This is a genomic window from Methylobacterium sp. E-025, assembly GCF_022829705.1.
Taxonomy (GTDB): Bacteria; Pseudomonadota; Alphaproteobacteria; order Rhizobiales; family Beijerinckiaceae; genus Methylobacterium.
Genome location: NZ_JAKSYR010000088.1, coordinates 21,530 through 46,790 on the forward strand (window position 1 = coordinate 21,530; position 25,261 = coordinate 46,790).

Here is a 25,261-nt window from a genome sequence, read left to right on the forward strand (position 1 = left end):
GTTGATGCGAGGTAAACGTGTGACGGGCGCGAGAAAGGTCCAGCACCCTTCGGCGCTCCGCCTACAATAAGCACGGTACAATCATATTTCCGTAACCGAACGGGCCGGGACGCGGCCGATGGGGACACTTCGTTGAACGTTGGCGACAGCACGCGTGCAGGCCTCACGGCCGCTCTGGAGGCCTGGGCGGGCGATCCCGTCCTCGCCGCGACGCTGGCTGATTCGGCGCGGGCCTACCTCGTCCTCGACGGGGCCGCGACGGCGATCCTGCACGCCTCCGCCGCGGCCGTCCCGTTCCGCGACGCGGTCTCGGACGAAGCCGGGACGCTGAACCCGGCCCTCGCCGGCCACATCCGTGCCGTCGGCGGCACCGAGCGGCCGCGGCTGGTGCGCCTGCGCCTCGATCCGCGGCGGATCGCGCCGCCGACCGCCTGCCTGATCGCCGGCGGCACGATCGACGGCGCCCCCGCCCTGCTCCTGATCGCGGTCGGTCCCCTCCCCGCCTTCCGCCCGCGCCCGGTTCCGCCCGCGACCACGGATCGGCCGGACGATCACGTCATGCCGGCCGCTCCGGTCGCGGCCGCGGCGCCGATCGCGCTCGATCCGGGCGACGCGGTCGTGCCCATGGCCGGCGATCGCTTCGTCTGGCGGAGCGATGCCGCGGACCGCCTCGCGACGATCTCCGGGGCATCGTTCGGGCCGCTCGCGCCGCGCCTCGTCGGGCACAGCTGGGCCGACCTCGCCGGGGCCGGCCGCTTGCGCGATGCAGACGCGTTCCTCGCCGCGGTCGGATCCCGGCGCACGTTTCGGGCGCTGCCGGCCGTGCTGGACGCCGGCCCGATCGGTGCGCTCGCCCTCGACCTGTCCGGCGCCTGCCTCGGCCGCAGCGGCGACACGTTCTCGGGATTGGGCGGGTACGGCGTGGTGCGCGCGGTGATTGCACCGTCGGCAGCCTTGGAACCCCCGACCGATGCGGCGCAAGCCGGTCCGGATCCGGTCGTCCCCGTTCCCGATCCCCAGCTGCCCGACGCCGTCTCCCCGCCCGACGCGGAGGCGGGCGGCCCGGGCTCCGAGGGAGCCGATCGCACGCTGCCCGACATCCGCAAGGCCGCGTGGCCGCCGGCGACGATCACCGCCGCCCGCTTCGGCAGCCATTGGGCCGGCGATCCATTCGCGCGCGATCCCTGGTCCGGTGCCCGCGGCCCGGCGCCGGTGCCCGATATCAACGCCGCCCCTGCGCCGATCGCGGTCCTGCCGGACTCCGAGCCGGCGCCCGTCGAGCAGAGCCCGCCCAGCGAAAGCCCGGTCGCGGTGCAGGAGGGCGCCGACGCCGCCCTGTCGGTGACCGAGCACGCGGCCTTCCGCGAGATCGCCCGCGCGCTCGGTGCCCGCTACGCCGGCGACGACGAGATCCGGGACCCGGCCGACGCCGCGGATGCGCGCGGCGCGGGCGGAGCGGTGATGCCGTTCCCGACGCCCAGGGTCGCGGAGCCCGAGACGCCGGTGCAGCCGGACGACGTCGCTCCGCCCCTGGACGACCTCCCCCTTTCGATGCTGATCCACCGCGGCGACGCGGTGCTGGCGGCCAACCGCCGCCTCCTCGACCTCACCGGATACGCCGACCTCGCAAGCCTTCAGGCCGCGGGCCTCCATCGCCTGTTCCCCGGGCTTGCCCCGGCCGACCGCGTCGCCGGTACCGGCGCCTCCGCCGGCCCGCGCATCGTCGAGACCGCGCAGGGCGGCAGCCGTCCGGTCGCCATCGAGCGCGGGCCGACGACCTGGAGAGGAGAGCCGGCGACCTGCATGATCCTGCGCGTGGTCGACGAGGCCGATCCGGCCCGCGAGCGGGCGGCCGAACGCCTCGCCCAGTCGTTTCGCGACGGCCACGCCGCGGACGCGCGTGCGACCCTCGACGCCCTCGACGACGGCGTCGTCACCCTCGACCCGGCCTCCCGCATCGTCGCGATGAACCGGGCCGCCGCCGGCCTGTTCGGATGCGATCCCCGCGAGGTGGTCGGCACCGGCTTCGACACCCTGTTCGAGGCCGCGCAGCGCGACGCGGTGCGTGCCGGCATCGCCGGGCTCGGCACCGAGACGCGCATCGCCGCCGCCGGTGGCCGTCCGCTGACGCTGCGCGTGTCCGGCCGGGACGGGGCCCGCGTCGCCCTGCTGCGGCCTGCGCCCGACGATGCCGCGCGGGCGCGGCCGGACTTCGATCGCGCGGCCTTCCTCGACCGCCTCGATCGCGAGATCCGCACGCCGGTCGAGGGGATCGTCGGCCTCGCCGACGGCATCCTCGCGGAGCCGCACGGGCCGGTCGACGAACGCTACCGCACGACGCTGCGCGCGATCCGAGCGGCGGGCGACCACGTGCGCGGCCTCGTCTCCGACCTGATCGACATCGCCACCATCGAATCCGGCGGCCTCGCGCTGTCCGTCCGGCCGCTGCCCCTGAACGAGCTGGTCTCGGGCTGCGTTGAGCTGCTGCAGCCCGAGGCGGCGCGCGGGCGCATCGTCCTGCGCACCAGCTTCTCGCCGGATCTCGCGCCGCTGGAGGCGGACGAGCCTTCCCTGCGGCAGGCTGCGCTGACGGTGATCGGCGAGGCGATCCGCGCGACCGCGGCCGGCGGCCAGGTGATCGTCTCGACGACGCCGGGCGAGCGCGGCGGCATCGCGCTGAAGGTGCGCGGCACCGGCCCGGGCGCACGCTCCGCCGAGCCCGAGGACGGCTACGACCCCCGCAGCGGCAGCGAGTCGCACGTCGGCGGGCTCGGATTGCCGCTGACCAAGGCCCTGGTCGAGGCCAATCAAGGTTCGCTGCGCATCTCGACCCGGGGCAACGACGGCACCCTGGTGGAGATTCTTCTCCCAGGAACGGAATTTCGAACGGGGTGAGTGGCACGCCGAGACAATCCCCGGCCTTTGTCAGAGGACCGGTTCGAAATTCGTCGTCACCGTTAGACTCTTCAAGCGGGGCCGTGCAGACCATCCCACCGAGGGACGACGGCGGGACTTAGGGTCGGGCTCGAACGGGCCCCGACCTTGGTGCAGGAAAACCGGCTTGACAGCGCTCTCCGGGCGCCCCTAGCAGGAATTGTGTCGCCTTCGGCCGGATGCGGGTCGGGCGGGGGGCGGCGATTGGTGTTACGACGACGACGACGATAATCTTTGGAAGCCCCGGCTGCGCGGACAACTGCGATACGATCGGGCACCAATCAGGGAGACGCGAGATGGACGGGAAGGTCGTCGAGGTTCGGGACACATGGCGCGAGGGCGCCCATGTGGACGACGCCAAGTATCGCGAGATGTACGCCGCCTCGGTTGCCGACCCGAACGCGTTCTGGGGCGAGCACGGCAAGCGCATCGACTGGATGACGCCGTTCTCCAAGGTCAAGAACGCCAGCTTCGAACAGGGCAAGGTCTCGATCAAGTGGTTCGAGGACGGCAAGACCAACGTCGCCTACAATTGCGTCGATCGGCACCTCGAGACCCGCGGCGACCAGACCGCGATCATCTGGGAAGGCGACGACCCGAACGAGTCGAAGCACATCACCTACCGCGAGCTGCATGCGCAGGTCTGCCGGATGGCGAACGTGCTGCGCAACCGCGGGGTCGAGAAGGGTGATCGCGTCACGATCTACATGCCGATGATCCCCGAGGCCGCCTACGCCATGCTGGCCTGCGCGCGCCTCGGCGCCGTGCACTCCATCGTCTTCGGCGGCTTCTCGCCCGATTCGCTGGCCTCGCGCATCGAGGGCTGCGCCTCGAAGATCGTGATCACCGCGGACGAGGGCCTGCGCGGCGGGCGCAAGGTGCCGCTGAAGGCGAACGTCGACGCGGCGATCGCGCGCCTCGGCAAGGACGTCGTCGACCACGTCGTCGTGGTGCGCCGCACCGGCAGCGACGTGGCGATGGAGCCGGGCCGCGACGTGTACTACCACGAGGCCGCCGAGCAGGTGACCGACGAGTGCCCGGCCGAGGCCGTGGAGGCCGAGCACCCGCTCTTCATCCTCTACACCTCGGGCTCGACCGGCCAGCCCAAGGGTGTGGTCCACACCACCGGCGGTTACCTCGTCTACGCGTCGATGACGCACCAGTACGTCTTCGATTACCGCGAGGGCGAGGTGTACTGGTGCACCGCCGACGTCGGCTGGGTCACCGGCCACAGCTACATCGTCTACGGGCCGCTCGCCAACGGCGCGACGACGCTGATGTTCGAGGGCATTCCGACCTACCCGTCGAATTCCCGGTTCTGGGACGTGGTCGACAAGCACAAGGTCAACATCTTCTACACCGCCCCGACCGCGATCCGCTCGCTGATGGGCGGCGGCGAAGGGCCGGTGAAGAAGACCTCGCGGGCCAGCCTGCGCGTGCTCGGGTCGGTCGGCGAGCCGATCAACCCGGAGGCCTGGGACTGGTACTACAAGGTCGTCGGCGACTCGCGCTGCGCCATCGTCGACACCTGGTGGCAGACCGAGACCGGCGGCATCCTGATCACCCCGCTGCCCGGCGCGACCCGGCTGAAGCCCGGCTCGGCCACGCGCCCGTTCTTCGGCGTGCAGCCGGCGATGGTCGATGCCGAGGGCAAGGTTTTGGACGGGCCGTGCGAGGGCAACCTCTGCATCACCGAATCCTGGCCCGGCCAGATGCGCACCGTCTACGGCGACCACGAGCGCTTCGAGCAGACCTACTTCTCGACCTATCCGGGCAAGTACTTCACCGGCGACGGCGCCCGCCGCGACGTGGACGGCTATTACTGGATCACCGGCCGGGTCGACGACGTGATCAACGTCTCGGGTCACCGCATGGGCACCGCCGAGGTCGAGTCCTCGCTGGTCGCCCATGCGAAGGTCGCCGAGGCGGCGGTCGTCGGCTACCCGCACAACCTCAAGGGCCAGGGCATCTACGCCTACGTCACCCTCAACGAGGGCGAGGAGGGCGACGACGCGCTGCGCAAGGAGCTCGTCACCTGGGTCCGCAAGGACATCGGGCCGATCGCCTCGCCGGACCTGATCCAGTTCGCTCCCGGCCTGCCCAAGACCCGCTCGGGCAAGATCATGCGCCGCATCCTGCGCAAGATCGCCGAGGACGACTTCTCATCGCTCGGCGACACCTCGACGCTCGCCGAGCCCGCGGTGGTCGACGACCTGATCGAGAATCGACAGAACCGCGCCGTCTAGGGCCGGTCTGCGACGACGGGCGGGCCTCGACCCGCTCACCGAGGCGGATGCCCCAGGGCGTCCGCCTCCAACATGCAAAAAATGCAGTCACGTCGACCGGAAGGCGGGCCCGATCGCGGGTACCCCTTCATCGGAGGGAGCACACATGTCCATCACCACAAGCGGCCTCGACGGCCGCCCCGCCCCAGCGGTGCCGCGGCCCGGCAGCACCGCGTCCGGACCCGCCTACGACGAAGTCGCGAAGAGCCCGATCTTCCGCCAGCTCGTCCAGGAACGCACGAGCTTCGGCTGGATCCTTACCGGCCTGATGCTGCTCGTCTATTTCGGCTTCATCGGCCTGATCGCCTTCGACAAGAGCCTGCTCGCGGTGAAGCTCGGCAGCGGCACCGCGTCGGTCGGCCTTCTCATGGGGGTCGTCGTGATCCTCTTCGCCTTCCTCCTCACCGGCCTCTACGTCATGCGCGCCAACACCCGCTACGACGCCCTGGCCGCCGAACTCAAGCGGAGCCTCGGACGATGATCCGCACCCTGTCATTCCTGGGAGCCGCCCTTTTGGCCGGCCCCGCGCTCGCGGCCGGCCCCGACATGGGCGCCGTGCAGCAGCAGGCGACGAACTGGCCGGCCATCGGCATGTTCCTGTTCTTCGTGCTGTTCACGCTGGGCATCACCTACAAGGCGGCCAAGGGCACCAAGTCCGCGGCCGACTTCTACGCCGCGGGCGGCGGCATCTCGGCCGGCACGAACTCGCTGGCGATCGCCGGCGACTACATGTCGGCGGCCTCGTTCCTCGGGATCTCCGGCCTCGTCTACACCTCGGGCTTCGACGGGCTGATCTACTCCACCGGCTTCCTCGTCGGCTGGCCGATCGTGCTGTTCCTGATCGCCGAGCGCCTGCGCAACCTCGGCAAGTTCACCTTCGCCGACGTGGCGAGCTTCCGCCTCGACCAGACCTCGATCCGCATCATCTCCGCGACCGGAACGCTGGTCGTGGTGGCGTTCTACCTGATCGCCCAGATGGTCGGCGCGGGGAAGCTGATCCAGCTGCTGTTCGGCCTGCCCTACCTCTACGCGGTGGTGATCGTCGGCGTGCTGATGATCGTCTACGTCGCCTTCGGCGGCATGAAGGCCACCACCTGGGTGCAGGTGATCAAGGCCTGCCTGCTGCTCGGCGGCGCCACCTTCATGGCCGGGGCCGTGCTGCTCAAGTACGGCTTCAACCCGGAGGCGCTGTTCGCCTCGGCCGTCGCCACGCATCCGAAGGGCGACGCGATCATGGCGCCCGGCGGCCTCGTGTCGAACCCGGTCGAGGCGATCTCGCTCGGCGTCGGCCTGATGTTCGGCACCGCCGGCCTGCCGCACATCCTGATGCGCTTCTTCACCGTCTCGGATGCCCAGGCCGCCCGCAAGTCGGTGTTCTACGCCACCGGCCTGATCGGCTACTTCTACATCCTCACCTTCATCATCGGCTTCGGCGGCATCGCCCTGCTGATGTCGGATCCGTCCTACTTCAAGCTCGGGCCAGCCGGCGCGTTCGACAAGCTGAAGGACATGCTCGGCGGGACCAACATGGTCGCCGTCAACCTCGCCAACGCGGTCGGCGGGCCGTACTTCCTCGGCTTCATCTCGGCGGTGGCCTTCGCGACCATCCTCGCGGTCGTCGCCGGGTTGACGCTGGCCGGTGCGTCCGCCGTCAGCCACGACCTCTACGCCCAGGTGATCGCCCGCGGGCGCACCACCGAGAAGCACGAGGTCAACCTCTCGAAGATCGCGGCGGTGGTGATCGGCATCGTGGCGATCTACCTCGGCTACGTGTTCGAGAACCAGAACGTGGCGTTCATGGTCGGCCTCGCCTTCTCGGTCGCGGCGAGCTGCAACTTCCCGGTCCTGGCCATGTCGATCCTGTGGCGCGGCACCACGACCTGGGGCGCGTTGCTCGGCGGCCTCGTCGGGCTGATCTCGGCGGTGACGATGGTGGTGCTGTCGAAGGCCGTGTGGGTCGCGACGCTCGGCCATGCGGCGGCGATCTTCCCCTACGACAACCCGGCGCTGTTCTCGATGCCGCTGGCGTTCGCGACGATCTGGATCGTCTCGACGCTCGACAAGTCGCGGCGGGCCGAGCGCGAGCGCGCCGCCTTCGAAGCGCAGTTCGTGCGCTCGGAGACCGGCATCGGTGCGGAGGGCGCCCACGCGCACTGAGGCCCGCCACACCGGCGACGCCTTTCGAGGGGGCGCGGCATCCGCCGCGCCCCTTCTTCGTCGCGGCACGTCTCCGCGACAGGCCCGCTTCGCGCACGAGCCGAAGCAAACCTGTTACAACGTCTGCATTCCTTCCGTTCCGCCCGTCCGACCTGTTGGCAGAATCGAGGCCTCGGGTAACAATCGCGTGTTCGGTTCTTGCCGAACGGCCGGATGACGCGAGCGCGTCGTCCCAAGCCCGGTTCCGCGAAAGGAGCACCGGGACACGACGGATCGGGAGGAATTTCAAGATGGTTGCTGCAACCGCAGTCCCACGGCCGGGAGACGCGGCACGGCCGATGACCTCGGCCGAGAAGCGCGTGATCTTCGCGTCGTCCCTCGGCACCGTGTTCGAGTGGTACGACTTCTACCTCTACGGCTCGCTCGCTGCGATCATCGGGGCGCAGTTCTTCTCGGCCTACCCGCCGGCCACGCGCGACATCTTCGCGTTGCTCGCCTTCGCCGCCGGCTTCATCGTCCGCCCGTTCGGCGCCCTGGTGTTCGGCCGCGTCGGCGACCTCGTCGGCCGCAAGTACACCTTCCTCGTCACCATCCTGATCATGGGCCTGTCGACCTTCATCGTCGGCATCCTGCCCAACGCCGAGACCATCGGCATCGCGGCGCCGATCATCCTGATCGTGCTGCGCCTCGCGCAGGGCCTCGCGCTCGGCGGCGAGTACGGCGGTGCCGCGACCTACGTCGCCGAACACGCCCCGAACGGACGGCGCGGCTTCTACACGAGCTGGATCCAGACCACCGCGACGCTCGGCCTGTTCCTGTCGCTGCTGGTGATCCTGGCGACCCGCTCGTTCACCGGCGAGGAGGCGTTCAAGGCTTGGGGCTGGCGCATCCCGTTCCTGGTCTCGGTGCTGCTGCTCGGCATCTCGGTCTGGATCCGCCTGCAGCTCTCCGAGTCGCCGGCCTTCAAGAAGATGAAGGAGGAAGGCACCACCTCCAAGGCGCCGCTGACGGAGGCCTTCGGCCAGTGGAAGAACGCCAGAATCGCGCTCATCGCCCTGTTCGGCCTCGTCGCGGGCCAGGGCGTGGTCTGGTACACGGGCCAGTTCTACGCGCTGTTCTTCCTGCAATCGATCCTGAAGGTGGACGGCTACACCGCGAACCTGCTGATCGCCTGGTCGCTCCTGCTCGGGACCGGCTTCTTCGTGTTCTTCGGATGGCTCTCGGACAAGATCGGCCGCAAGCCAATCATCCTGGCCGGCTGCGCGATCGCCGCTGCGTGCTTCTTTCCACTGTTCCACGGGCTCACCTCGGTGGCGAACCCGGCGCTCGAGCGGGCGATCGACCAGGTGAAGGTCACGGTGATGGCCGACCCGAAGGAGTGCGGGAACCTGTTCAACCCGGTGGGCACCCGCGTGTTCTCGGCGCCGTGCGACCTCGCCCGCGACTTCCTCTCGAAGTCGTCGGTGAAGTACGCCACCGAAGCCGGCCCCGCCGGCCAGCCGACCGTGGTCAAGGTCAACGACACCGCCGTGCCGTTCCCCGCCGGCAGCCCGGCCGCGGACTTCAACAAGGCCGCCACCGCAGCCCTGCAGGCGGCGGGCTACCCGAAGGCGAACGACGCCGGCATCGTGAAGATGTCGAATCCGTTCGACATCTTCCGGCCGCAGGTGGCGAGCGTGATCGGGCTGCTGTTCGTCCTCGTCCTGTTCGTGACGATGGTCTACGGGCCGATCGCGGCGATGCTGGTCGAGCTGTTCCCGACCCGGATCCGCTACACCTCGATGTCCCTGCCCTACCACATCGGCAACGGCTGGTTCGGCGGCCTGCTCCCGGCCACCGCCTTTGCGATGGTCGCCCAGACCGGCGATATCTATTACGGCCTCTGGTACCCGATCGTCATCGCCGTCGCGACGGTGATCATCGGCCTGTTCCTGGTGCCCGAGACCAAGGACCGCGACATCTACGCCGACGCGGACGCCCCGGCCCCGCGCCGCTGAGCGACGAGATCGTCGCCGCGCACGGATCGGCACGACAACGAGAAGGCCCCGCCGGTCGGCGGGGTCTTCTCTTATTCGGGGGGGCTGCGACGCCGCTCAGTGCCGGAAGTGGCGCACCCCCGTGAACACCATCGCCAGCCCGGCCGCGTCGGCGGCGCGGATCACGTCGTCGTCCCGCATCGAGCCGCCGGGCTGGATCACGGCGGTGGCGCCGGCCTCGGCCGCCGCCATCAGGCCGTCGGCGAAGGGGAAGAACGCGTCGGAGGCCACCACCGCGCCGACCGCGAGGCTGTCCGGGAGGCCGAGGCGCTGGGCACCCTCGGCGGCCTTCCAGGCGGCGATGCGCGAGGAGTCGACCCGCGACATCTGCCCGGCGCCGATGCCGACGGTGGCGCCGCCCTTGGCGTAGACGATGGCGTTCGACTTCACGTGCTTGGCGACCCGGTAGGCGAAGCGCAGGTCGGCGAGCTCGGCTTCCGTCGGCGCGCGCCGCGTGACCACATTCAGCGCCATGTCGTCGACGACCATGGCGTCGCGGCCCTGCACCAGCAGGCCTCCGGCGAGCGTGCGCACGGTCTCGCCCGCGGCCCGCGGGTCCGGCAGGCCGCCGGCGAGCAGCAGGCGCAGGTTCTTCTTGGCGGCGACGATCGCGATCGCCTCCTCCGACGCCTCGGGAGCGATGATGACCTCGGTGAAGATCTTGACGATCTCGCGGGCGGCATCCGCGTCGAGGGGCCTGTTGAGGGCGACGATGCCGCCGAAGGCCGAGGTCGGGTCGCAGGCGAGCGCACGGGCATAGGCCTCGGTCAGGCTCGCGCCCTCGGCGACGCCGCAGGGATTGGCGTGCTTGATGATCGCCACCGCCACCGCGCGGGCCGGATCGAACTCGGCGACGCACTCGTAGGCCGCGTCGGTGTCGTTGAGGTTGTTGTAGGACAGGTCCTTGCCCTGCACCTGCCGTGCGGTGGCGATCCCGGCCCGCGCGATCCCCGGCGCGCGGTAGAAGGCGGCCGCCTGGTGCGGGTTCTCGCCGTAGCGCAGGCCCTGCGCGAGCTGGCCGCCGAAGCTGCGGAACGGTGCCGTGCCGGCGGCCTCCACGTGGGCGGACATCCAGTTGGCGATCGCCGCATCGTAGGCCGCGGTGCGGGCATAGGCCTTCTGGGCGAGCTGCCGGCAGAAGGGCCGGGTGAGCGTGCCGCCGCCCTGCGCCAGCGCCTCCAGAACCGCGCCGTAGTCGGAGACGTCCGTCACCACCGCGACGTCGGCATGGTTCTTGGCCGCCGCGCGGATCATCGCCGGCCCGCCGATGTCGATGTTCTCGACGCAGTCGTCGTAGTCGCGTCCGGCTGCGATCGTCGCCTCGAACGGGTAGAGGTTGACCACCAGCAGGTCGATCGCGCCGATGCCGTGGGCGGCGAGCGCGGCCTGGTGCTCGGGGTTGTCGCGGATGGCGAGCAACCCGCCATGCACCGCCGGATGAAGCGTCTTCACCCGGCCGTCCATCATCTCGGGGAAGCCGGTGAGCTCGGCGACCTCGGTGACCGGCAGCCCGGCCTCGGTCAGCGCCTTGTGGGTTCCGCCGGTGGAGACCAGGGCGATGCCGCGCGCGCTCAGGGCGCGGGCGAAGTCGACGAGCCCCGCCTTGTCGGAGACGGAAAGGAGCGCGCGGGCAACCCGCACCTGATCATGCGACATCGTGGGTCTTGTCGTTTCGAGGGTGTTCCGGGCGCGGTAGCACGAATGGCCGCCGCCGGGCCAGAAGGCCGGTCAGGCCGCCGCGCTCGGCGTGCGTCCGGGGGCCGAGGCGAGGCGCTGGAACGTCCAGTCGACGCGCACGTCGTCGTGGACGGCCACGTGCAGCACGATCTGGTCGGTGCGGCGCGCGCCGGTGAGGCCGGCGAAGTAGACGCTCTCCTCCAGCCGGATCTCGGCGCCGGTGGCATGGAAGGTCCAGACCTCGCCGAGCGGCGAGGACAGCTCGAGCCCGTCCTCCTGATGGCGCACCGCGATCGCCGGGTGCAGGTGGAAGCGGATCGCCACGTCCTGCGTCCGCGGCCGGCCCTTCCTCGCGGACGCGCGCAGGAACGCGTCCTGCCCGTCGAGCCGCCCCTCGGCGCCGGCGAGCTGCCAGCGTCGCTCGTGGACGATGCCGTGGTCGCGGGCGTAGCCGTCGTGCCGGGCGGCGAGCACGGTGGAGGCGCCCTCGTCGCTGCGCTCGGCCTTCACCGCCGCCGGCCCGCGCAAAACCACGGGGCCGACGCGGCGTTCGAGCCACCGCGCCGCGACGCGCTCGCCCCACCACCCGCCGGACCCGAGGAAGCGGCAGGACGATGCGTCGGCGACGCAAGCGGTGGAGTGGGCGGCCGTGGTGCGGGCGAGCCGGCGCAGCTCCGGGCCGCTTGCGGGCAGGCCGCAATTGATCACGATCCGCTGCGGCCCGCTCGACATCTCGAACGACAGGCAGCCGGCCCCGGCATTGAGCGAGTACGGCAGCGGCGGCGGGGCGCCGACGTCGGCGATGACGACGATGCGGCTGCCTTCCAGCCGCTCGTAGCCGGAATTCGGCGCGTGCATCATCGGCTGCGCCAGGGCGCCGTCGTAGATCAGCAGCGTCGCGAGGTGGTCGGCGGCCGTCGCGCCCATGCCGTTGAAATGGCTCAGCGAGGCGTCGGCGTGGCGCAGCAGGCGCAGCAGCGGCAGCATCCGGTCGATGGCGCGCAGCAGGGCCTCGGGCGGCTCGACGCTGCGGCTGAGATAGCTCTGGCGCAGGGGCAGCAGGTCGAGGAGCAGCTCCATCGCGAAGCGCGGATCGCGCGAGCGGTGGCCGCCATCCGGCATGATCTGGCGGTCGAGCTCGCGCGACAGCACGCGGGTGGCGCGCCGCAGGATCGGCTGGATGCCCTCGCAGCACAGCCCGGCGAAGCAGAGCGCGACGGCCGCGTTCAGCCGCCATTGCGGCGGCACTCCGCGCCGCAGGTCGCGCTCGAGCTGCTGCGCCCCGCGGGCCAGTGCCCTGAGGAAGGTCTGGTAGAAGGCGTGGTCGGCCCCTTCCAGCACCAGCGGCGACTGGCTGAGGAACGAGATCAGCCGGCGGGCGGCCACCGGCGTCTGGCGCGCCAGCGCCGGGTCGCCGCGCCCGGCCACGAAATCGGCCACGAAGGCTCGGGCGTTGGCGCGGGCGAGCGCCGTGTCGGCGGCGCGCAGGTGCCTGAGCCAGCCGAAGCCGTAGAGCACGTCGGCCCATTCCGGCGAGGGCGGCGTGTAGTCGAACGGCGAGCCGCCGCTCACCGCGAGCGAGCGCCCGGCGAAGACGAAGAGCCCGGCATAGATGTCGTCGGCGAAGGTGGCGTCGGAGGTGCGCAGGTCGTGCGGCGCGATCACGAGGCCGGTGACGCGGACGCGGGCGAGGATGTCCGGCGGCGCGGTGAAGCGGGCCGAGGCGGCGCGTGCGGTCCGGGCGACCTCGCGTCCGACCAGCCGATACAAGCGCCAGCGATCAGCCCCCCAACGCACGCGGTTCCCCTGAAGGCCGGTGCGCGGAGATCGGCGCCGGTCACTCTCACGATCAAGCTAGAGCGGGCGTCTTAACCATCGGTTTACGATCTGTCATTGCTGGAGGTGACGGGTGCCGCGGCGCCGGCCGACCGTTTCCCCGTGCCGGGTCGCCCGCCATGCTGCCTGATGGTCTCTGAATCCAAGGCTCCGCAAGACGCGGGCGATCGTGCCAAGCTCGTCGCCAACGAGAGCGCCAAGCTCACCGCGACCTACGTGAACGGCGTCGCCATCGCGATCCTGGCCGTGGGCGGCCTTGCCCCTGTCTTCTCCGGGCGGCTCGCCGGCATCGACTTCGGAGCTGCGCTCCTGGGCGCCAACCTTCTTCTTTGCGCGATGACGAGTGCGGCCCTACATTGGCTCGGACGCAGAATTCTCAGGACCCTCCGATGAGCGATCCGCACGTTCTGTTGATGTTCGCCTTTCCGATTTGCGGATTGATGCTCGGCCTCTGGGCGTTTTGGCTGACGCGGCGAGCGCACGACTAGACTGCACGACGAGACGGGTCGCGGGACGACGCGGCTTGGCGCCGGCCGCCGTCCCTGTGGAAACCGATGAAAGCGGGGACGATCGGGCCGATTCGACGGTTCGTTGCCGGCAAAGCCTTGAACGCCCTAAGCCGTTTACCCGCCGAGCTTTTTTCCGATGTATCGAAGAAGCATCCAGCACCTGCCGGGGGGCAGCGTCGATGCGGTTCGATATCACCGAGGATCCGAGCGGCCTTTGGCTGTGGACGCTGGTCGACGACCGCAACGGACCGGTGGTGTGCTCGCCCGTCCGGTTCCGGACCCAGGTCCAGGCCTATGCCGACGTCGCCGCCTTCAAGGCGATGGTGTCGGGCGCCGGCGTGCTGGTCGGGCGCGGCCCGAAGCGCCGCAACTCCGGTGACGGCGGCGGTCAGCTCGGCCTGCTCTGAGCGTCACGACGGCCCCAGCGCCGCGCCGAACGCGCGCAGGTTGCTCCGCATCATGTCGAGATAGGTCGATGCCGGGCCGGCCGCCCCGGACAGCGCGTCGGAATAGACCTTGTCGCCGATCCGCGCGCCGCTCTCGCGCGACACCTGCTGCATCAGGCGCGGGTCGGCGATGGTCTCGATGAACACCGCCGGCACCTTGTCCTGGCGGACCTGCCGGATGATCCGGGCGACGTCCTGCGGGCTCGCCTCGCTGTCGGTCGAGACCCCCTGCGGCGCCAGGAAGGTCAGGCCGTAGGCGGCGCTGAAGTAGCCGAAGGCGTCGTGCGTGGTGATGACCTTGCGGTGCTCGGGGGGAATCCTGGCGAGCGTCGCGCGGATCTCGGCGTCGACCGCGTCGAGCCGGGCGAGATAGGCCTCGGCGTTGCGGGCGTAGTCGGCGGCATGGCCCGGATCGACCCTCGCTAGGCCATCGCGGATGTTGGCGACGTAGATCTTGGCGTTCGGGATGCTCTGCCAGGCATGCGGGTCGGGGCTCGACGCCGCGTCGTGGCCGCCCGCGCCGCCGTGGTGATGGTCGTGCCGGCTGGGAATCGTCGCGACCCCGGCCGAGGCGACGACGACGGGCGCCTTCGAGCCGGAGGCGCGGATCAGCCGGTCGAGCCAGCCCTCGAAGCCCAGGCCGTTGACGAACACGATGTCGGCGGCGGCCAGCGTCCGCGAATCGCCGGGCGCCGGGCTGTAGCCGTGGGCATCCGCATCGGGCCCGACGAGGGTAGTCACCGCGACGGCGTCGCCGCCGACCTGCCGCACGAGGTCGCCGAGGATCGAGAAGGTCGCCACCGCCCGCACGCGGTCCGCCGCGAAGGCCGGAAGCGATGCGGCGTGCAGGCACAGCGCCAGGGCCGTCGCTCGGAGGAGGCCGAGTCGCGTCGTGGTCCGGGTCGCCATCGTCGAGCACTCCTCGCAGCCGTCCGGCGTGCTGATAGTGTAATAGTGTTACATCGCCAAGCCGCGTGCGGCGACATACCGCCGAAACACGGATGCGGTGTGATCGGTGCGGCAGCGGGCCGGCCGGTCGGCTCGGCCGCGCTGCGGATCCGGCGGCACCCGATCAGGGCTCGCCGCGGAAGGAATGGAGACCGAGATGGTCGGACGTGTGATCAAGGGTGCCCTCGTCGCCGGCCTCGCCGGCCTTGCCCTGGCCGGCGCGGTCGCGGCGCGCGACGGCGAGGACGGCCCGCCCCGCCGCTGGGGCGGCCATTGGAGCCGGCTCTCCCCCGAGGACCGCGCGGCCTTCGCCGACGCCCGCATCGCGGCGCTCCATGCGGGCCTGCGCCTCAACGCCGACCAGGAGAAGCTGTGGCCGCCGGTCGAGACGGCGATGCGCGACCTCGCCCGCCAGCGCCGCGAGCGCATGGCCGCGATGCGCGATCGCAAGCGCATGGACGAGGACGCGCCGGCGGCGTTGCGCGCCATGGCGGATGCCGCCACCGCCCGCGGCGCGGCTTTGGGCAAGCTCGCCGACGCCTCGGGGCCGCTCTACGCCACCCTCGACCCCGACCAGAAGCGCCGGGCGATGATCCTGGCCGGGCCGATGGGCGGGCATCGGCACCGCCACGGCGGCCGTGGCGAGGACGGCGGCGAGGGCGAGCAAGGCCCCCGCGACGGGCGCTGACGCAGGCGGCGCTTGATCCGCGGCGGCCGGGGCGGCACACCCGCGCCACCGCCGCCTCGGGCGACGGTGGGCCGGCGCCCTTCGCCCGGACGATCTCGGAACCCGCGATGGCGCGCCTGAAGGGCGACACGATCCCCCTGCTCCGCCGGCTCTGGCGCGAGTGGCTGTCGCCGCACCGGGGCACGCTGGCCGTGGTGCTGGTGCTCATCGCCCTGGTCGGCGCCTCGACCGGCCTGTACCCGGCGCTGATCAAGGGCGCTTTCGACGCCTTCGACCGCAAGGATGCCGGCGCGCTGGCCTACGGCCCGCTGATCGTCATCGTCGTCACCTCGGTGCGCGGTTTCGCGCTGTTCGGCCAGACGGTGCTGACCAACCGTGTCGTGACCCGGGTCGAGGCCGACATGCAGGCCGCGCTCTACGGGCACCTGATCGACGCCGACCTGGCGCAGCTCGGGCGCGAGAGCCCAGCCGCCTTCACACAGCGCTTCACCACCGACTTCGCCTTCATCAAGGAGGCGCTGACCCGGATCTCGACCGTGCTGCTGCGCGACGTCGCCATGCTCATCGGCCTCGTCGCGGCGCTGATCTGGATGGATCCGGTGCTGACGCTGGTGGCCGCGGTCACCGTGCCCTTCGTCGCCGGGCCGATCGGGCGGATCGGCAAGAAGCTCAGGCGCGTCTCCACCACCACCCAGGAGCAGATGGGTGCCACCGCCAGCCTGATTTCCGAGAGCCTCCAGGGGGTGCGCATCGCAAAAACCTACGCGATGGAGGGCTACCTCAAGGGCCGCGCGGCCGACGCGCTCGACTCGGTCCGGCGCCTGAAGATGAAGGCCGCCAACGCCCGCGGGCGCCTCGACCCGCTGCTCGAGGTCGGCGGCGGGTTCGCCGTGGCGGCGGTGCTGATGCTGGTCGGCCAGCGGGTGATGGCGGGCGAGCGCACGGTGGGCGACTTCACCGGCTACGTCGCCGCGCTCCTGCTCGCCGCCCAGCCGGCCCGCGCGCTCGGCACCCTCAACGCGATCCTGCAGGAGGCGGCCGCCGCGCTGACCCGCTACTTCGCGCTGATGGACGAGGCGCCGACGATCCGGGAGGCGCCCGCCGCCGTCGCGCTGAGGCGGGGACCGGGCGAGATCGCCTACCGGAACCTGCACTTCCGCTACCGGCCGGACGCGCCGGCGCTGGAGGGCATCGACCTCGTCGTGCCGGCCGGCTCGACCACGGCGCTGGTCGGCCGCTCGGGCTCGGGCAAGTCCTCGCTGCTGAACCTCGTGCCCCGCCTCTACGACGCCACCGCCGGAACGGTGGCCATCGACGGGCAGGACGTGCGCGGGGTGACGCTGGCGTCGCTGCGCGCGGCCGTCGCGGTGGTGTCGCAGGAGGTGGTGCTGTTCGACGACACCATCGCCGCCAATATCGGCTTCGGCCGGCCCGGCGCCACGATGCCCGAAATCGTCGCCGCCGCGGAGGCCGCCGCCGCCCACGGCTTCGTCGCGCGGCTGCCCGAGGGCTACGACTTCCGCGTCGGGCCCGCCGGCGGGCGGCTCTCGGGCGGCGAGCGCCAGCGCATCTCGCTCGCCCGCGCTTTCCTCAAGGACGCGCCGATCCTGCTCCTCGACGAGGCGACCTCGGCCCTCGACTCGGAATCCGAGCGCCTGGTGCAGGACGCGCTGACCCGGCTGATGAAGGGCCGCACCACCCTGGTCATCGCCCACCGGCTCTCGACCGTGCGCGAGGCCGACCTGATCGTGGTGATGGAGGCCGGCCGCGTCGTCGAGACCGGGCGGCACGAAGCCCTGATCGCCCAGGGCGGCGCCTATGCCCGCCTGCACCGGATGCAGCTCTCGGACGACCCGGCACTGGCGCCGGTGTCGTGAGCCGAATCGGGTCTCGCGCGTAATCCCCGCGTCACGGGACGGGAACGGGCGATGACGGGCGAGACCTTCGGACGGACGGCGGACGGGGAGACGGTGACGCGCTTCACCCTGGTGCGCGGGCCGCTGCGCGTGCAGGTGCTCGATTACGGCGGGATCGTCACCGCGATCGAGACGCCGGATCGCGGGGGGCGCGTCGGCAGCGTCGTGCTCGGCCTCGATACGGTGGCGGGCTACGAGACCAAGAGCCCGCATTTCGGCGGCCTGATCGGGCGCTTCGCCAACCGCATCGCCAAGGGGCGCTTCACGGTCGACGGCCACGCCTACGCCCTGCCGATCAACGAGCCGCCGAACGCGATGCATGGCGGGCCGCGCGGCTTCGACCGGCGGATGTGGCGCGTCGAATCGGTCGATGACGCGCACCTGACGCTCGCGCGCCGCTCGCCCGACGGCGAGGAGGGATTTCCGGGCAACCTCGACGTCGCGGTGACCTACGGCCTGCCCGAGGACGGGACGCTGCGGATCGACTACCGCGCGCATACCGATCGCCCGACCGTGCTCAACCTGACGAACCACGGCTACTTCAACCTGGCGGGCGAAGGCGCCGGCGACGTGATGGGTCACGTCGTCACGATCCCGGCCGACGCGGTGCTGGAGACCGACGCGACGCAGGTGCCCACCGGCACGCTGCGGCCGGTGGCCGGCACGGCGTTCGACTTCCGCACCGGCATGGCGCTCGGCCGGCGCATCCGCGACGGCGATCCGCAGCTCGCGTTCGCCAAGGGCTACGACCACTGCTTCGTCCTCCGCGATGCGGACGGACGGCTGCGGCCGGCGGCGACCTGCATCGAGCCGGGGAGCGGGCGCCGCCTCGACGTGGCGACGACGCTGCCGGGCCTGCAGCTCTACACCGGCAACAACCTCGACGGGACGCTGATCGGCCCGAGCGGCCGGATCTACCGCTCGGGCGACGCGGTCTGCTTCGAGACGCAGGCCTTCCCCGACGCCCCGAACCACCCCGGCTTCCCGCCGGCGGTGCTGCGGCCCGGCGAGCGTTTCGCGTCGGCGACGACCTACCGGTTCTCGCTCGCTTGATCGGCGTCCGCCCGCCCCGCCCGGCGTGCGGCGACCGCGTCGGCGAGCAGGCACAGGATCTCGAAGGCGAGCTGGCCGCCGGTGAGCGCGGTGAGCCCCGACGGGTCGAGGGGCGGCGCCACCTCCACGAGGTCGGCGCCGACGAGGTCGAGGCCGCGCAGGCTGCGCAGCAGGGCCAGCGCCTCCCGGGTGGTCAGCCCGCCGATCTCCGGCGTGCCGGTGCCGGGCGCGTAGGCCGGGTCGAGGCTGTCGATGTCGAAGCTGAGATAGGTCGGGCCGCGGCCGGCGATGGCGCGGGCCTCGGCCGCGACCTCCGGCATGCCGCGGCCGGCGGCCTCCTCCATGGTGATGACGCGGATGCCCCGGGCGCAGGCCCAGTCGCGCTCGTCCGCCGCATCCATGCTGCCGCGGATGCCGATCTGCACGCAGCGCCGCGGATCGAGCACGCCGTCCTCCACCGCGCGGCGGAACGGGGTTCCGTGGGTGAGCCGGGTGCCGCCGTACTGCGCGTCGTCGGTGTCGCTGTGGGCGTCGATGTGCACGAGGCCGAGCGGCCGGTCGCGCCCGAGCGCCCGGAGGATCGGATAGCTGATCAGGTGGTCGCCGCCGACGCCGAGCGGCACGATGCCGGCCGCTCTGAGGCCGCCCATGAACGCCTCGATCCGCCGGCAGGTCTCGCCGGCGTCGATCGGGTTCACCGGCACGTCGCCGAGGTCGGCGCAGGCCGCCAGCGCGTAGGGCGCGAGCCCGCTGGCATGGTTGATCGCCCGCGTGCCGGTCGAGGCCTCGCGCACGCCGCGCGGGCCGAGGCGGGTGCCCGGCCGGTTCGTGGTCGCCCCGTCGAACGGGATGCCGACGAGGCCGATCTCGACGCCCTCGGCGCCTCGCGGATCGCGGCAGGGCAGCCGCATGAAGCTCGCCACGCCGGCAAAGCGCGGCGTCTCCATGCCGGAGGCCGGACGGAACGCCGCGATGCGAGCCGCATCCGCCTCGCTCACCCTGTGCACCACGCTGGTCCCTCCCCGGATCGCCCGGTATCATCCCGGGCCGGCCCGGCGCGATCAAGCCGGATGCGCCGATCCGCGTTGACGACGCGGCGTCCCGTGGCTATAGAGCCGGCTCTGCCGAGGGCCCGTGCGGTTGCACGCGTCGTCGGCTTCGCCATTCGCCACACCCAGCGCAGACCGATCCGAGGCTCCCCGAGCTCGAAGGTCCCCGCCCTTTGATACGAGGATGCCCATGGCCAACACCGTGTCGGCCAAGAAAATGACCCGCAAGATCGCCAAGCGCACGGCGATCAACCGCTCGCGCCGCTCCCGGATGCGTACCTTCGTCCGCAAGGTCGAGGAGGCCATCGCCGCTGGCGTGCAGTCCGACGCCCTCAGCGCGCTCCGCGCCGCCGAGCCGGAGATCATGCGGGCCGCCCAGAGCGGCATCGTTCACAAGAACAATGCCTCGCGCAAGGTTTCGCGCCTCGCCGCCCGCGTGAAGGCCCTGGCCGCCGCCGCCTGAGCGCGGCCGCCGTCGGCACCGCCGACGCGCCATCAGGTCCCGATACGAAAAAGCCCGGCCTTCGCGCCGGGCTTTTTCGTGTGCCCGAGCCATCGCGGCCATGATCTCATTCTTCGGGACGGCGACCGCGCTCGACGTGAGGCGCGTACCCTCCGCGATCGCCCTCCCCTGAGGCGGGCTGCTGCATCTTGCGCATGATGGCAGCCGGTGAGCCTTCGAAGGCCCGCACGGCCCCCTCCCCCGTCCGGGAGAGGGTCGGGGTCGGGGTGAGACCTGCCCGGAAGGACCTGTCCCCTCACCCTGTCCCCTCACCCTGCCCCCTTGACCCTGTCCCCTTGACCCTGTCCCCCTGCCGAACGGGAGAGGGCACCGGCGCCGCGCCGGCACGACGCCGTCGTTCAGTCGCCGTCGCGGGGTCGAGCAACGCGGAGATCCGGGCGCCAGCCTGGGCGATGCGGACCGATCGTTGCCCGCGACACCGCCGTCGAGACGCGCTCCGGAAGCGCCTGAGGGCGCGGTCGATGTTCGCGCCTTGTCCGCGCTTGGCGCGTGACGAAGCGTTAACCCATTTTCAAAAATCCATTTCGTTGCGGAGTCTTCGGGGCGGGTGTAGCTTAACAAAACCTCACCACGCCCCAGCAAACCCACAGCATCTCCGCCACCAAGCCGAATCATGCGTCGAATCAAAGCCGTATCGTGTGTCGCTTCGACTCCGCTCGACTCGCCGAAGTGGCGGTCAAGGCTTTCCCCGCAAGTCCCACTGTTAAAACTACCGTAGGCAATTGTTGATAGGCTCTTCAAATCGACCAGCAGCGTCGTCGGACGGGTTGACTCCCTCTGATTTTTGCGCCCCGCCCGTGTTCACGGGGTGTTCCAGTGTGCGTGCGTACGCCCCGTCGGCGGGTCTCCCGTCCTCGGTGCGAGGAGAGTGTCAGTGATGCATGTCGACGAGAGCGTGTCGGGCGGCGGCGGAAGCGGCGGAGGAAACGGGTCCACGGAGGCCGCGGCAGCCTGGGGACGGGTGAAGCGCCGCCTGCGGGCCGAGCTCGGCGAGGACGTGTTCGCGAGCTGGTTCGCCCGCCTGGAGCTGGATTGCGTCGTCGGCGGCACCGCCCGCCTCACCGTGCCGACCCGGTTCCTGAAGAGCTGGATCGAGTCGCACTACCTCGACCGGGTGCTGAACACGTTCAAGGCCGAGGTCGAGGAGGTCGGCCGCATCGAGGTCGGCGTGCGCGGCACCACCGCCCCCGTCCGCCCGGTGGCGCCCGGCGCCCCGAAGCCCGGCCCGACCAGCGGCCCGCTCGCCCGCCTCCACGCCGCCGGCACGCCCGCCCCGATGCCGACGACCCCGGCGCCCGACATGCGCGCCGAGATCGCCGGCGAGCTCAACGGCGCGCCCCTCGACGCGCGGCTCACCTTCGCGAACTTCCTGCTCGGCCGCTCGAACTCCCTGGCGCATGCCGCCGCCGACCGCGTCGCCCGCCACGACGGCGAGGGTGCGCTCTACAACCCGCTCTACTTCCATGCCGGCGTCGGCCTGGGAAAGACCCACCTGCTGCACGGCATCGGCCACGCCGCCCGCGAGGCCGGCCGCCGGGTGATCTACCTCACGGCCGACCGCTTCATGTACGGCTTCGTCAACGCCCTAAAGACCCAGAACGCGCTCGCCTTCAAGGAGCGCCTGCGCGGCATCGACCTGCTGATCCTCGACGACGTGCAGTTCATCCAGGGCAAGTCGATCCAGGCCGAGTTCGGCCACACCATCAACGCGCTGATCGATGCCGGCCGCCAGGTCGTCGTCGCCTCCGACCGGCCGCCGACGGAGCTGGAGGCGCTCGACGAGCGCGTCCGCTCGCGCCTGGCCGGCGGCCTCGTGGTCGAGATCGGGATGCTGGACGAGCAGCTGCGCGCCTCGATCCTTTCCGCGCGGCTCGCCGCCGTGCGGGTGGCGCATCCGAGCTTCGAGGTCTCGCCGGCGGTGGCGACCTACGTGGCCCGCGCGATCACGGCCAACGGCCGCGACCTCGAGGGCGCCGTGAACCGCCTGCTGGCCCATGCCACGCTCACCGGCACCGCCGTGACCATGGAGACGGCCGAGACCGCGATCCGCGACCTCGTGAAGAACCGCGAGCCGAAGCGGATCAAGATCGAGGACATCCAGAAGCTCGTCGCCTCGCGCTACAACGTCTCGCGCTCCGACATCCTCAGCGAGCGCCGCACCGCCGCGGTGGTGAAGCCGCGCCAGATCGCGATGTACCTGTCGAAGGTGCTGACCCTGCGCTCGCTGCCCGAGATCGGCCGCCGCTTCGGGGGGCGCGACCACACCACGGTGCTCCACGCCGTGCGCAAGATCGAGAAGCTGATCGGCGAGGACGCGGTTCTCGGCGACGAGGTCGAGCTCCTGAAGCGCATGCTGCAGGATTGATCCTGCTCCGTCCCTCCCCTCTCGCGGGGCGGGACGCGCGGGGCGGGTTGTCGGCCCGTCCCGCCCCCGATCGCCCTGTGCGAGGGACGAATCGCGCCCTTGCCTTCGCGGCGCCGCTTCGCCAAGCTGAACGGCCAAACTCCGAACCCGCCGGCCGCGGCGGCGTTCGAGCACGGTCCTTCGAGCATTCAGAGTACTGCGATGAGAGTCACTGTCGAGCGTGCGGCCCTCCTACGGTCGCTCGGCCACGTGCACCGCGTCGTGGAGCGGCGCAACACGATCCCGATCCTGTCGAACGTGCTGCTGCGTGCCACCGACGGCGGCCTCCAGCTGCGGGCGACCGACCTCGACATCGAGGTGACCGAGACCGTGCCAGCCGACGTCTCGGATCCGGGTGCCACCACCGTGCCGGCCCACGTGATCTACGACATCGTACGCAAGCTCCCCGAGGGCGCGCAGGTCTCGCTCGAGACCGGCGGCGAGTCCGGCCAGATGACGATCCGCTCCGGCCGCTCGCGCTTCGCGCTCGGCGCCCTGCCGGAAGGCGACTTCCCGGACCTCGCCGCGGGCGAGCTGCCGCACAGCTTCGGCATCGCGGCCGCCGACCTCAAGCGCCTGATCGAGAAGACCCAGTTCGCGATCTCGACCGAGGAGACGCGCTACTACCTCAACGGCATCTATCTCCACACCATCGAGGCGGAGGGGCTGAAGCTGCGCGCGGTCGCCACCGACGGTCACCGGCTCGCCCGCGTCGAGATCGACGCGCCGGAGGGCAGCGCCGGCATGCCGGGCATCATCGTGCCGCGCAAGGCGGTCGCCGAGATCCAGAAGCTCGTCGACGACGGCGGCGACAGCGTCGCCATCGACCTCTCGCCCGCCAAGATCCGCCTGCGCTTCGCCTCCGGCGTGACGCTGATCTCCAAGCTGATCGACGGCACCTTCCCCGACTACCAGCGCGTCATCCCGGCCGGAAACGACAAGCGCCTCACCGTCGAGCGCGAATCCTTCGCGCGGGCGGTGGACCGGGTCTCGACGATCTCGTCGGAGCGCGGCCGGGCGGTGAAGCTCGGCCTGCAGGAGGGCCGCCTCTCGCTCTCGGTCAACAACCCGGATTCGGGCAGCGCGACGGAGGAGCTCGACGTCGACTACGAGGCCGCCGGCCTCGATATAGGCTTCAACGCCCGCTACCTCCTCGACATCACCGGCCAGCTCGAGGGCGACACCGCCCTGTTCAAGCTCGCCGATCCGGGCTCCCCGACCCTGATCCAGGACCGCGAGGGCGCCTCGGCGCTGTACGTGCTGATGCCGATGCGGGTGTGAGCGAGGCACCGGTTTCGCACTCGGGTGGGGTATCGAACGAGACGGATGATGCGGATGCGCAGCGCCTCACCCGCCTGACCGCCCGCGACTTCCGCAACCACGCCGATCTCGACCTGCCGCTGTCGGACCGCTTCGTCGCGCTCGTCGGCGAGAACGGGGCGGGCAAGACCAACATCCTAGAGGCGATCTCGCTGTTCGCGCCCGGCCGCGGCCTGCGGCGGGCTGAGTTCTCGGCGATGGCGCGCAAGGACGGCCCCGGCGGGTTCGCCGTCTCGGTGACGCTGGCGCGCGACGGGGCGGAGCACCGCCTCGGGACTGGATGCGAGCCGCCGGGCTTCGACGGGCGCGTCAGCCGGCTCTGTCGGATCGACGGGGCCGGCGCGCCCTCCCCGGTCGCCTTCTCGGAGTTCCTGCGCGTGGTCTGGCTGACGCCGGACCTCGACGGGCTGTTCCGCGGGCCGGGCGGCGACCGCCGCCGCTTCCTCGACCGGCTCGTGCTCGCGGTCGATTCCGGCCACGGCGCACGCGTCTCGGCGATGGAGCGGGCGCTGCGCTCGCGCAACCGCCTGCTGGAGGAGCGCCCGAACGACGGCCGCTGGCTCGACGCGATCGAGCGCGAGGTCGCCGAGCTCGGCGTCGCCGTCGCGCTCGCCCGCCGCGAGACCACCGAGCGGCTGGATCGCCTGATCCACGAGACCCGCGACGACGCGCAGCCGTTTCCCTGGGCGGCCCTGCGCCTGGAGGGCGACCTCGACGACCTCGTCGCGGTCTGGCCGGCGCTCGAGGCGGAGGACCGCTTCCGCCTCGCCCTCGCCCGGGGCCGCCCGCGCGACCGCGCCGCCGGGCGCACGCTGTCGGGCCCCCAGACCAGCGACCTCGTGGTCCGCCACGGCCCGAAGGACGTGCCGGCCGCCACCGCCTCGACCGGCGAGCAGAAGGCGCTGCTGATCGGCCTCGTGCTCGCCCATGCCAAGCTGGTGCGGGCGATGAGCGGGATCGCGCCGCTGATCCTCCTCGACGAGGTCGCCGCCCACCTCGACCCCCGCCGCCGCGCCGGCCTGTTCGCGGCCCTCGACGCGTTGCCGGGGCAGGTGTTCATGACCGGGGCCGACGCGGCGATGTTCGCCGAGCTCGGCGGGCGGGCCGACGTGATCGGCATCGCCGACGGGCGCATAGCGCGGCCCTGATCTCGACCGTCGTGACCACGATGCCGCTGTCCAGCCTCGCCTTCTTCGCCGCCGTCTATGCCATCGCCGTCGCCTCGCCCGGCCCGGGCATCGCCGCGCTCGTGGCGCGGGTGCTGGCGCGGGTGCTGGCGCGGGGGACGCCGGGGATCATCGGCTTCGCGGCGGGGTTCGTCGCGGGCGATCTCGTCGGGTTCTCGCTGACGGTGGCGGGCCTTGCCATGGTGGCGCAGACCTTCGCGATCGGATTCGTCGTCCTGAAATACGCCGGCGCGATCTATCTCGCGTATCTCGCCCTGGGGAGCCTGGACCGCCCGCACCGACGCGGTCGAAGC

The 25,261-nt window shown here is 71.6% G+C and carries 18 protein-coding genes and 1 pseudogene; 15 read left to right on the forward strand and 4 right to left on the reverse strand.

Translation table 11 applies throughout. From position 1 onward, the window contains the following. The first annotated feature begins 132 nt into the window (after positions 1-132). The 5 genes from MKK64_RS10810 (at position 133) to MKK64_RS10830 (ending at position 9,373) form a co-directional block, all read left to right on the forward strand. Positions 133-2,895, forward strand: coding sequence for a PAS domain-containing protein (locus tag MKK64_RS10810; RefSeq protein ID WP_243934526.1), 2,763 nt, complete (start codon positions 133-135; stop codon positions 2,893-2,895). 335 nt (positions 2,896-3,230) lie between these two features. After that, positions 3,231-5,180, forward strand: coding sequence for an acetate--CoA ligase (gene acs / locus MKK64_RS10815; protein ID WP_243934528.1), 1,950 nt, complete (start codon positions 3,231-3,233; stop codon positions 5,178-5,180). A gap of 145 nt (positions 5,181-5,325) precedes the next feature. Then, positions 5,326-5,700: a DUF485 domain-containing protein gene (locus tag MKK64_RS10820; RefSeq protein WP_147726407.1), complete on the forward strand. Its 375-nt coding sequence runs from the start codon at positions 5,326-5,328 to the stop codon at positions 5,698-5,700. Then, on the forward strand, positions 5,697-7,376 hold the full coding sequence (locus MKK64_RS10825; protein WP_147726406.1) for a cation acetate symporter: 1,680 nt from the start codon (positions 5,697-5,699) through the stop codon (positions 7,374-7,376). The genes MKK64_RS10820 and MKK64_RS10825 overlap by 4 nt, the downstream gene beginning before the upstream one ends. Positions 7,377-7,666: 290 nt before the next feature. Then, positions 7,667-9,373, forward strand: a complete 1,707-nt coding sequence (locus MKK64_RS10830) for an MFS transporter (protein ID WP_409567928.1) — start codon at positions 7,667-7,669, stop codon at positions 9,371-9,373. Positions 9,374-9,469: 96 nt separating this feature from the next. Here MKK64_RS10830 and purH read toward each other — a convergent pair whose 3' ends face one another. Together purH and MKK64_RS10840 are read right to left on the reverse strand one after the other, a co-directional pair. Next, positions 9,470-11,068: a bifunctional phosphoribosylaminoimidazolecarboxamide formyltransferase/IMP cyclohydrolase gene (gene purH / locus MKK64_RS10835; RefSeq protein ID WP_243934537.1), complete on the reverse strand. Its 1,599-nt coding sequence runs from the start codon at positions 11,066-11,068 to the stop codon at positions 9,470-9,472. A gap of 72 nt (positions 11,069-11,140) precedes the next feature. Continuing rightward, on the reverse strand, positions 11,141-12,886 hold the full coding sequence (locus MKK64_RS10840; protein ID WP_243934564.1) for a heparinase II/III family protein: 1,746 nt from the start codon (positions 12,884-12,886) through the stop codon (positions 11,141-11,143). A gap of 168 nt (positions 12,887-13,054) precedes the next feature. Here MKK64_RS10840 and MKK64_RS10845 point away from each other — a divergent pair, with 168 nt between their 5' ends. Together MKK64_RS10845 and MKK64_RS10850 are read left to right on the forward strand one after the other, a co-directional pair. Further along, entirely contained in the window at positions 13,055-13,318 is a 264-nt protein-coding gene (locus MKK64_RS10845; RefSeq protein WP_147726410.1) for an amino acid transporter protein, read from the forward strand. 295 nt (positions 13,319-13,613) lie between these two features. Then, the gene (locus tag MKK64_RS10850) at positions 13,614-13,841 is read left to right on the forward strand and encodes a hypothetical protein (protein WP_147726402.1); all 228 of its coding nucleotides are present in this window, start codon (positions 13,614-13,616) and stop codon (positions 13,839-13,841) included. 3 nt (positions 13,842-13,844) lie between these two features. Here the strand turns inward: MKK64_RS10850 and MKK64_RS10855 are convergent, their stop codons facing one another. After that, positions 13,845-14,789, reverse strand: coding sequence for a metal ABC transporter substrate-binding protein (locus MKK64_RS10855; RefSeq protein WP_243934572.1), 945 nt, complete (start codon positions 14,787-14,789; stop codon positions 13,845-13,847). Between the two features lie 196 nt (positions 14,790-14,985). On the opposite strand from MKK64_RS10855, the gene MKK64_RS10860 reads away from it, so the two are divergent. The 3 genes from MKK64_RS10860 (at position 14,986) to MKK64_RS10870 (ending at position 18,485) form a co-directional block, all read left to right on the forward strand. Continuing rightward, positions 14,986-15,516 (forward strand): Spy/CpxP family protein refolding chaperone, encoded by a 531-nt coding sequence (locus MKK64_RS10860; RefSeq protein ID WP_243934581.1) that lies wholly within the window; start codon positions 14,986-14,988, stop codon positions 15,514-15,516. A 107-nt stretch (positions 15,517-15,623) separates the two neighbouring features. Then, positions 15,624-17,393, forward strand: coding sequence for an ABC transporter ATP-binding protein (locus MKK64_RS10865; protein WP_243934589.1), 1,770 nt, complete (start codon positions 15,624-15,626; stop codon positions 17,391-17,393). Positions 17,394-17,444: 51 nt separating this feature from the next. Next, positions 17,445-18,485 (forward strand): aldose epimerase family protein, encoded by a 1,041-nt coding sequence (locus tag MKK64_RS10870; protein ID WP_243934591.1) that lies wholly within the window; start codon positions 17,445-17,447, stop codon positions 18,483-18,485. Here the strand turns inward: MKK64_RS10870 and speB are convergent. Further along, on the reverse strand, positions 18,464-19,432 hold the full coding sequence (gene speB, locus MKK64_RS10875) for an agmatinase (protein WP_243934659.1): 969 nt from the start codon (positions 19,430-19,432) through the stop codon (positions 18,464-18,466). The two genes, MKK64_RS10870 and speB, sit on opposite strands and share 22 nt — an antisense overlap. Positions 19,433-19,724: 292 nt before the next feature. Here speB and rpsT point away from each other — a divergent pair, with 292 nt between their 5' ends. From rpsT to MKK64_RS28245, 5 genes and pseudogenes are all read left to right on the forward strand, one after another. Further along, positions 19,725-19,997: a 30S ribosomal protein S20 gene (rpsT, locus tag MKK64_RS10880; RefSeq protein ID WP_147728871.1), complete on the forward strand. Its 273-nt coding sequence runs from the start codon at positions 19,725-19,727 to the stop codon at positions 19,995-19,997. A gap of 937 nt (positions 19,998-20,934) precedes the next feature. Then, positions 20,935-22,422, forward strand: coding sequence for a chromosomal replication initiator protein DnaA (gene dnaA, locus MKK64_RS10885; RefSeq protein ID WP_147862941.1), 1,488 nt, complete (start codon positions 20,935-20,937; stop codon positions 22,420-22,422). Between the two features lie 201 nt (positions 22,423-22,623). Further along, entirely contained in the window at positions 22,624-23,742 is a 1,119-nt protein-coding gene (gene dnaN / locus MKK64_RS10890) for a DNA polymerase III subunit beta (protein WP_147844487.1), read from the forward strand. A gap of 74 nt (positions 23,743-23,816) precedes the next feature. After that, on the forward strand, positions 23,817-24,929 hold the full coding sequence (recF, locus tag MKK64_RS10895) for a DNA replication/repair protein RecF (protein WP_243934661.1): 1,113 nt from the start codon (positions 23,817-23,819) through the stop codon (positions 24,927-24,929). 20 nt (positions 24,930-24,949) lie between these two features. Beyond that, positions 24,950-25,180, forward strand: a pseudogene (locus MKK64_RS28245) (LysE family translocator); the annotation flags it as partial. Positions 25,181-25,261: the final 81 nt, after the last annotated feature.

Excerpts from the sequence above, each read along its gene's own strand:
- acs (WP_243934528.1), top strand. The coding sequence starts at position 3,231 with ATGGACGGGAAGGTCGTCGAGGTTCGGGACACATGGCGCGAGGGCGCC.
- MKK64_RS10820 (WP_147726407.1), top strand. The coding sequence starts at position 5,326 with ATGTCCATCACCACAAGCGGCCTCGACGGCCGCCCCGCCCCAGCGGTG.
- MKK64_RS10825 (WP_147726406.1), top strand. The coding sequence starts at position 5,697 with ATGATCCGCACCCTGTCATTCCTGGGAGCCGCCCTTTTGGCCGGCCCC.
- MKK64_RS10830 (WP_409567928.1), top strand. The coding sequence starts at position 7,667 with ATGGTTGCTGCAACCGCAGTCCCACGGCCGGGAGACGCGGCACGGCCG.
- purH (WP_243934537.1), bottom strand. The coding sequence starts at position 11,068 with ATGTCGCATGATCAGGTGCGGGTTGCCCGCGCGCTCCTTTCCGTCTCC.
- MKK64_RS10845 (WP_147726410.1), top strand. The coding sequence starts at position 13,055 with ATGGTCTCTGAATCCAAGGCTCCGCAAGACGCGGGCGATCGTGCCAAG.
- MKK64_RS10850 (WP_147726402.1), top strand. The coding sequence starts at position 13,614 with ATGCGGTTCGATATCACCGAGGATCCGAGCGGCCTTTGGCTGTGGACG.
- MKK64_RS10855 (WP_243934572.1), bottom strand. The coding sequence starts at position 14,789 with ATGGCGACCCGGACCACGACGCGACTCGGCCTCCTCCGAGCGACGGCC.
- MKK64_RS10860 (WP_243934581.1), top strand. The coding sequence starts at position 14,986 with ATGGTCGGACGTGTGATCAAGGGTGCCCTCGTCGCCGGCCTCGCCGGC.
- MKK64_RS10865 (WP_243934589.1), top strand. The coding sequence starts at position 15,624 with ATGGCGCGCCTGAAGGGCGACACGATCCCCCTGCTCCGCCGGCTCTGG.
- MKK64_RS10870 (WP_243934591.1), top strand. The coding sequence starts at position 17,445 with ATGACGGGCGAGACCTTCGGACGGACGGCGGACGGGGAGACGGTGACG.
- speB (WP_243934659.1), bottom strand. The coding sequence starts at position 19,432 with ATGGAGACGCCGCGCTTTGCCGGCGTGGCGAGCTTCATGCGGCTGCCC.
- rpsT (WP_147728871.1), top strand. The coding sequence starts at position 19,725 with ATGGCCAACACCGTGTCGGCCAAGAAAATGACCCGCAAGATCGCCAAG.
- dnaA (WP_147862941.1), top strand. The coding sequence starts at position 20,935 with ATGCATGTCGACGAGAGCGTGTCGGGCGGCGGCGGAAGCGGCGGAGGA.
- dnaN (WP_147844487.1), top strand. The coding sequence starts at position 22,624 with ATGAGAGTCACTGTCGAGCGTGCGGCCCTCCTACGGTCGCTCGGCCAC.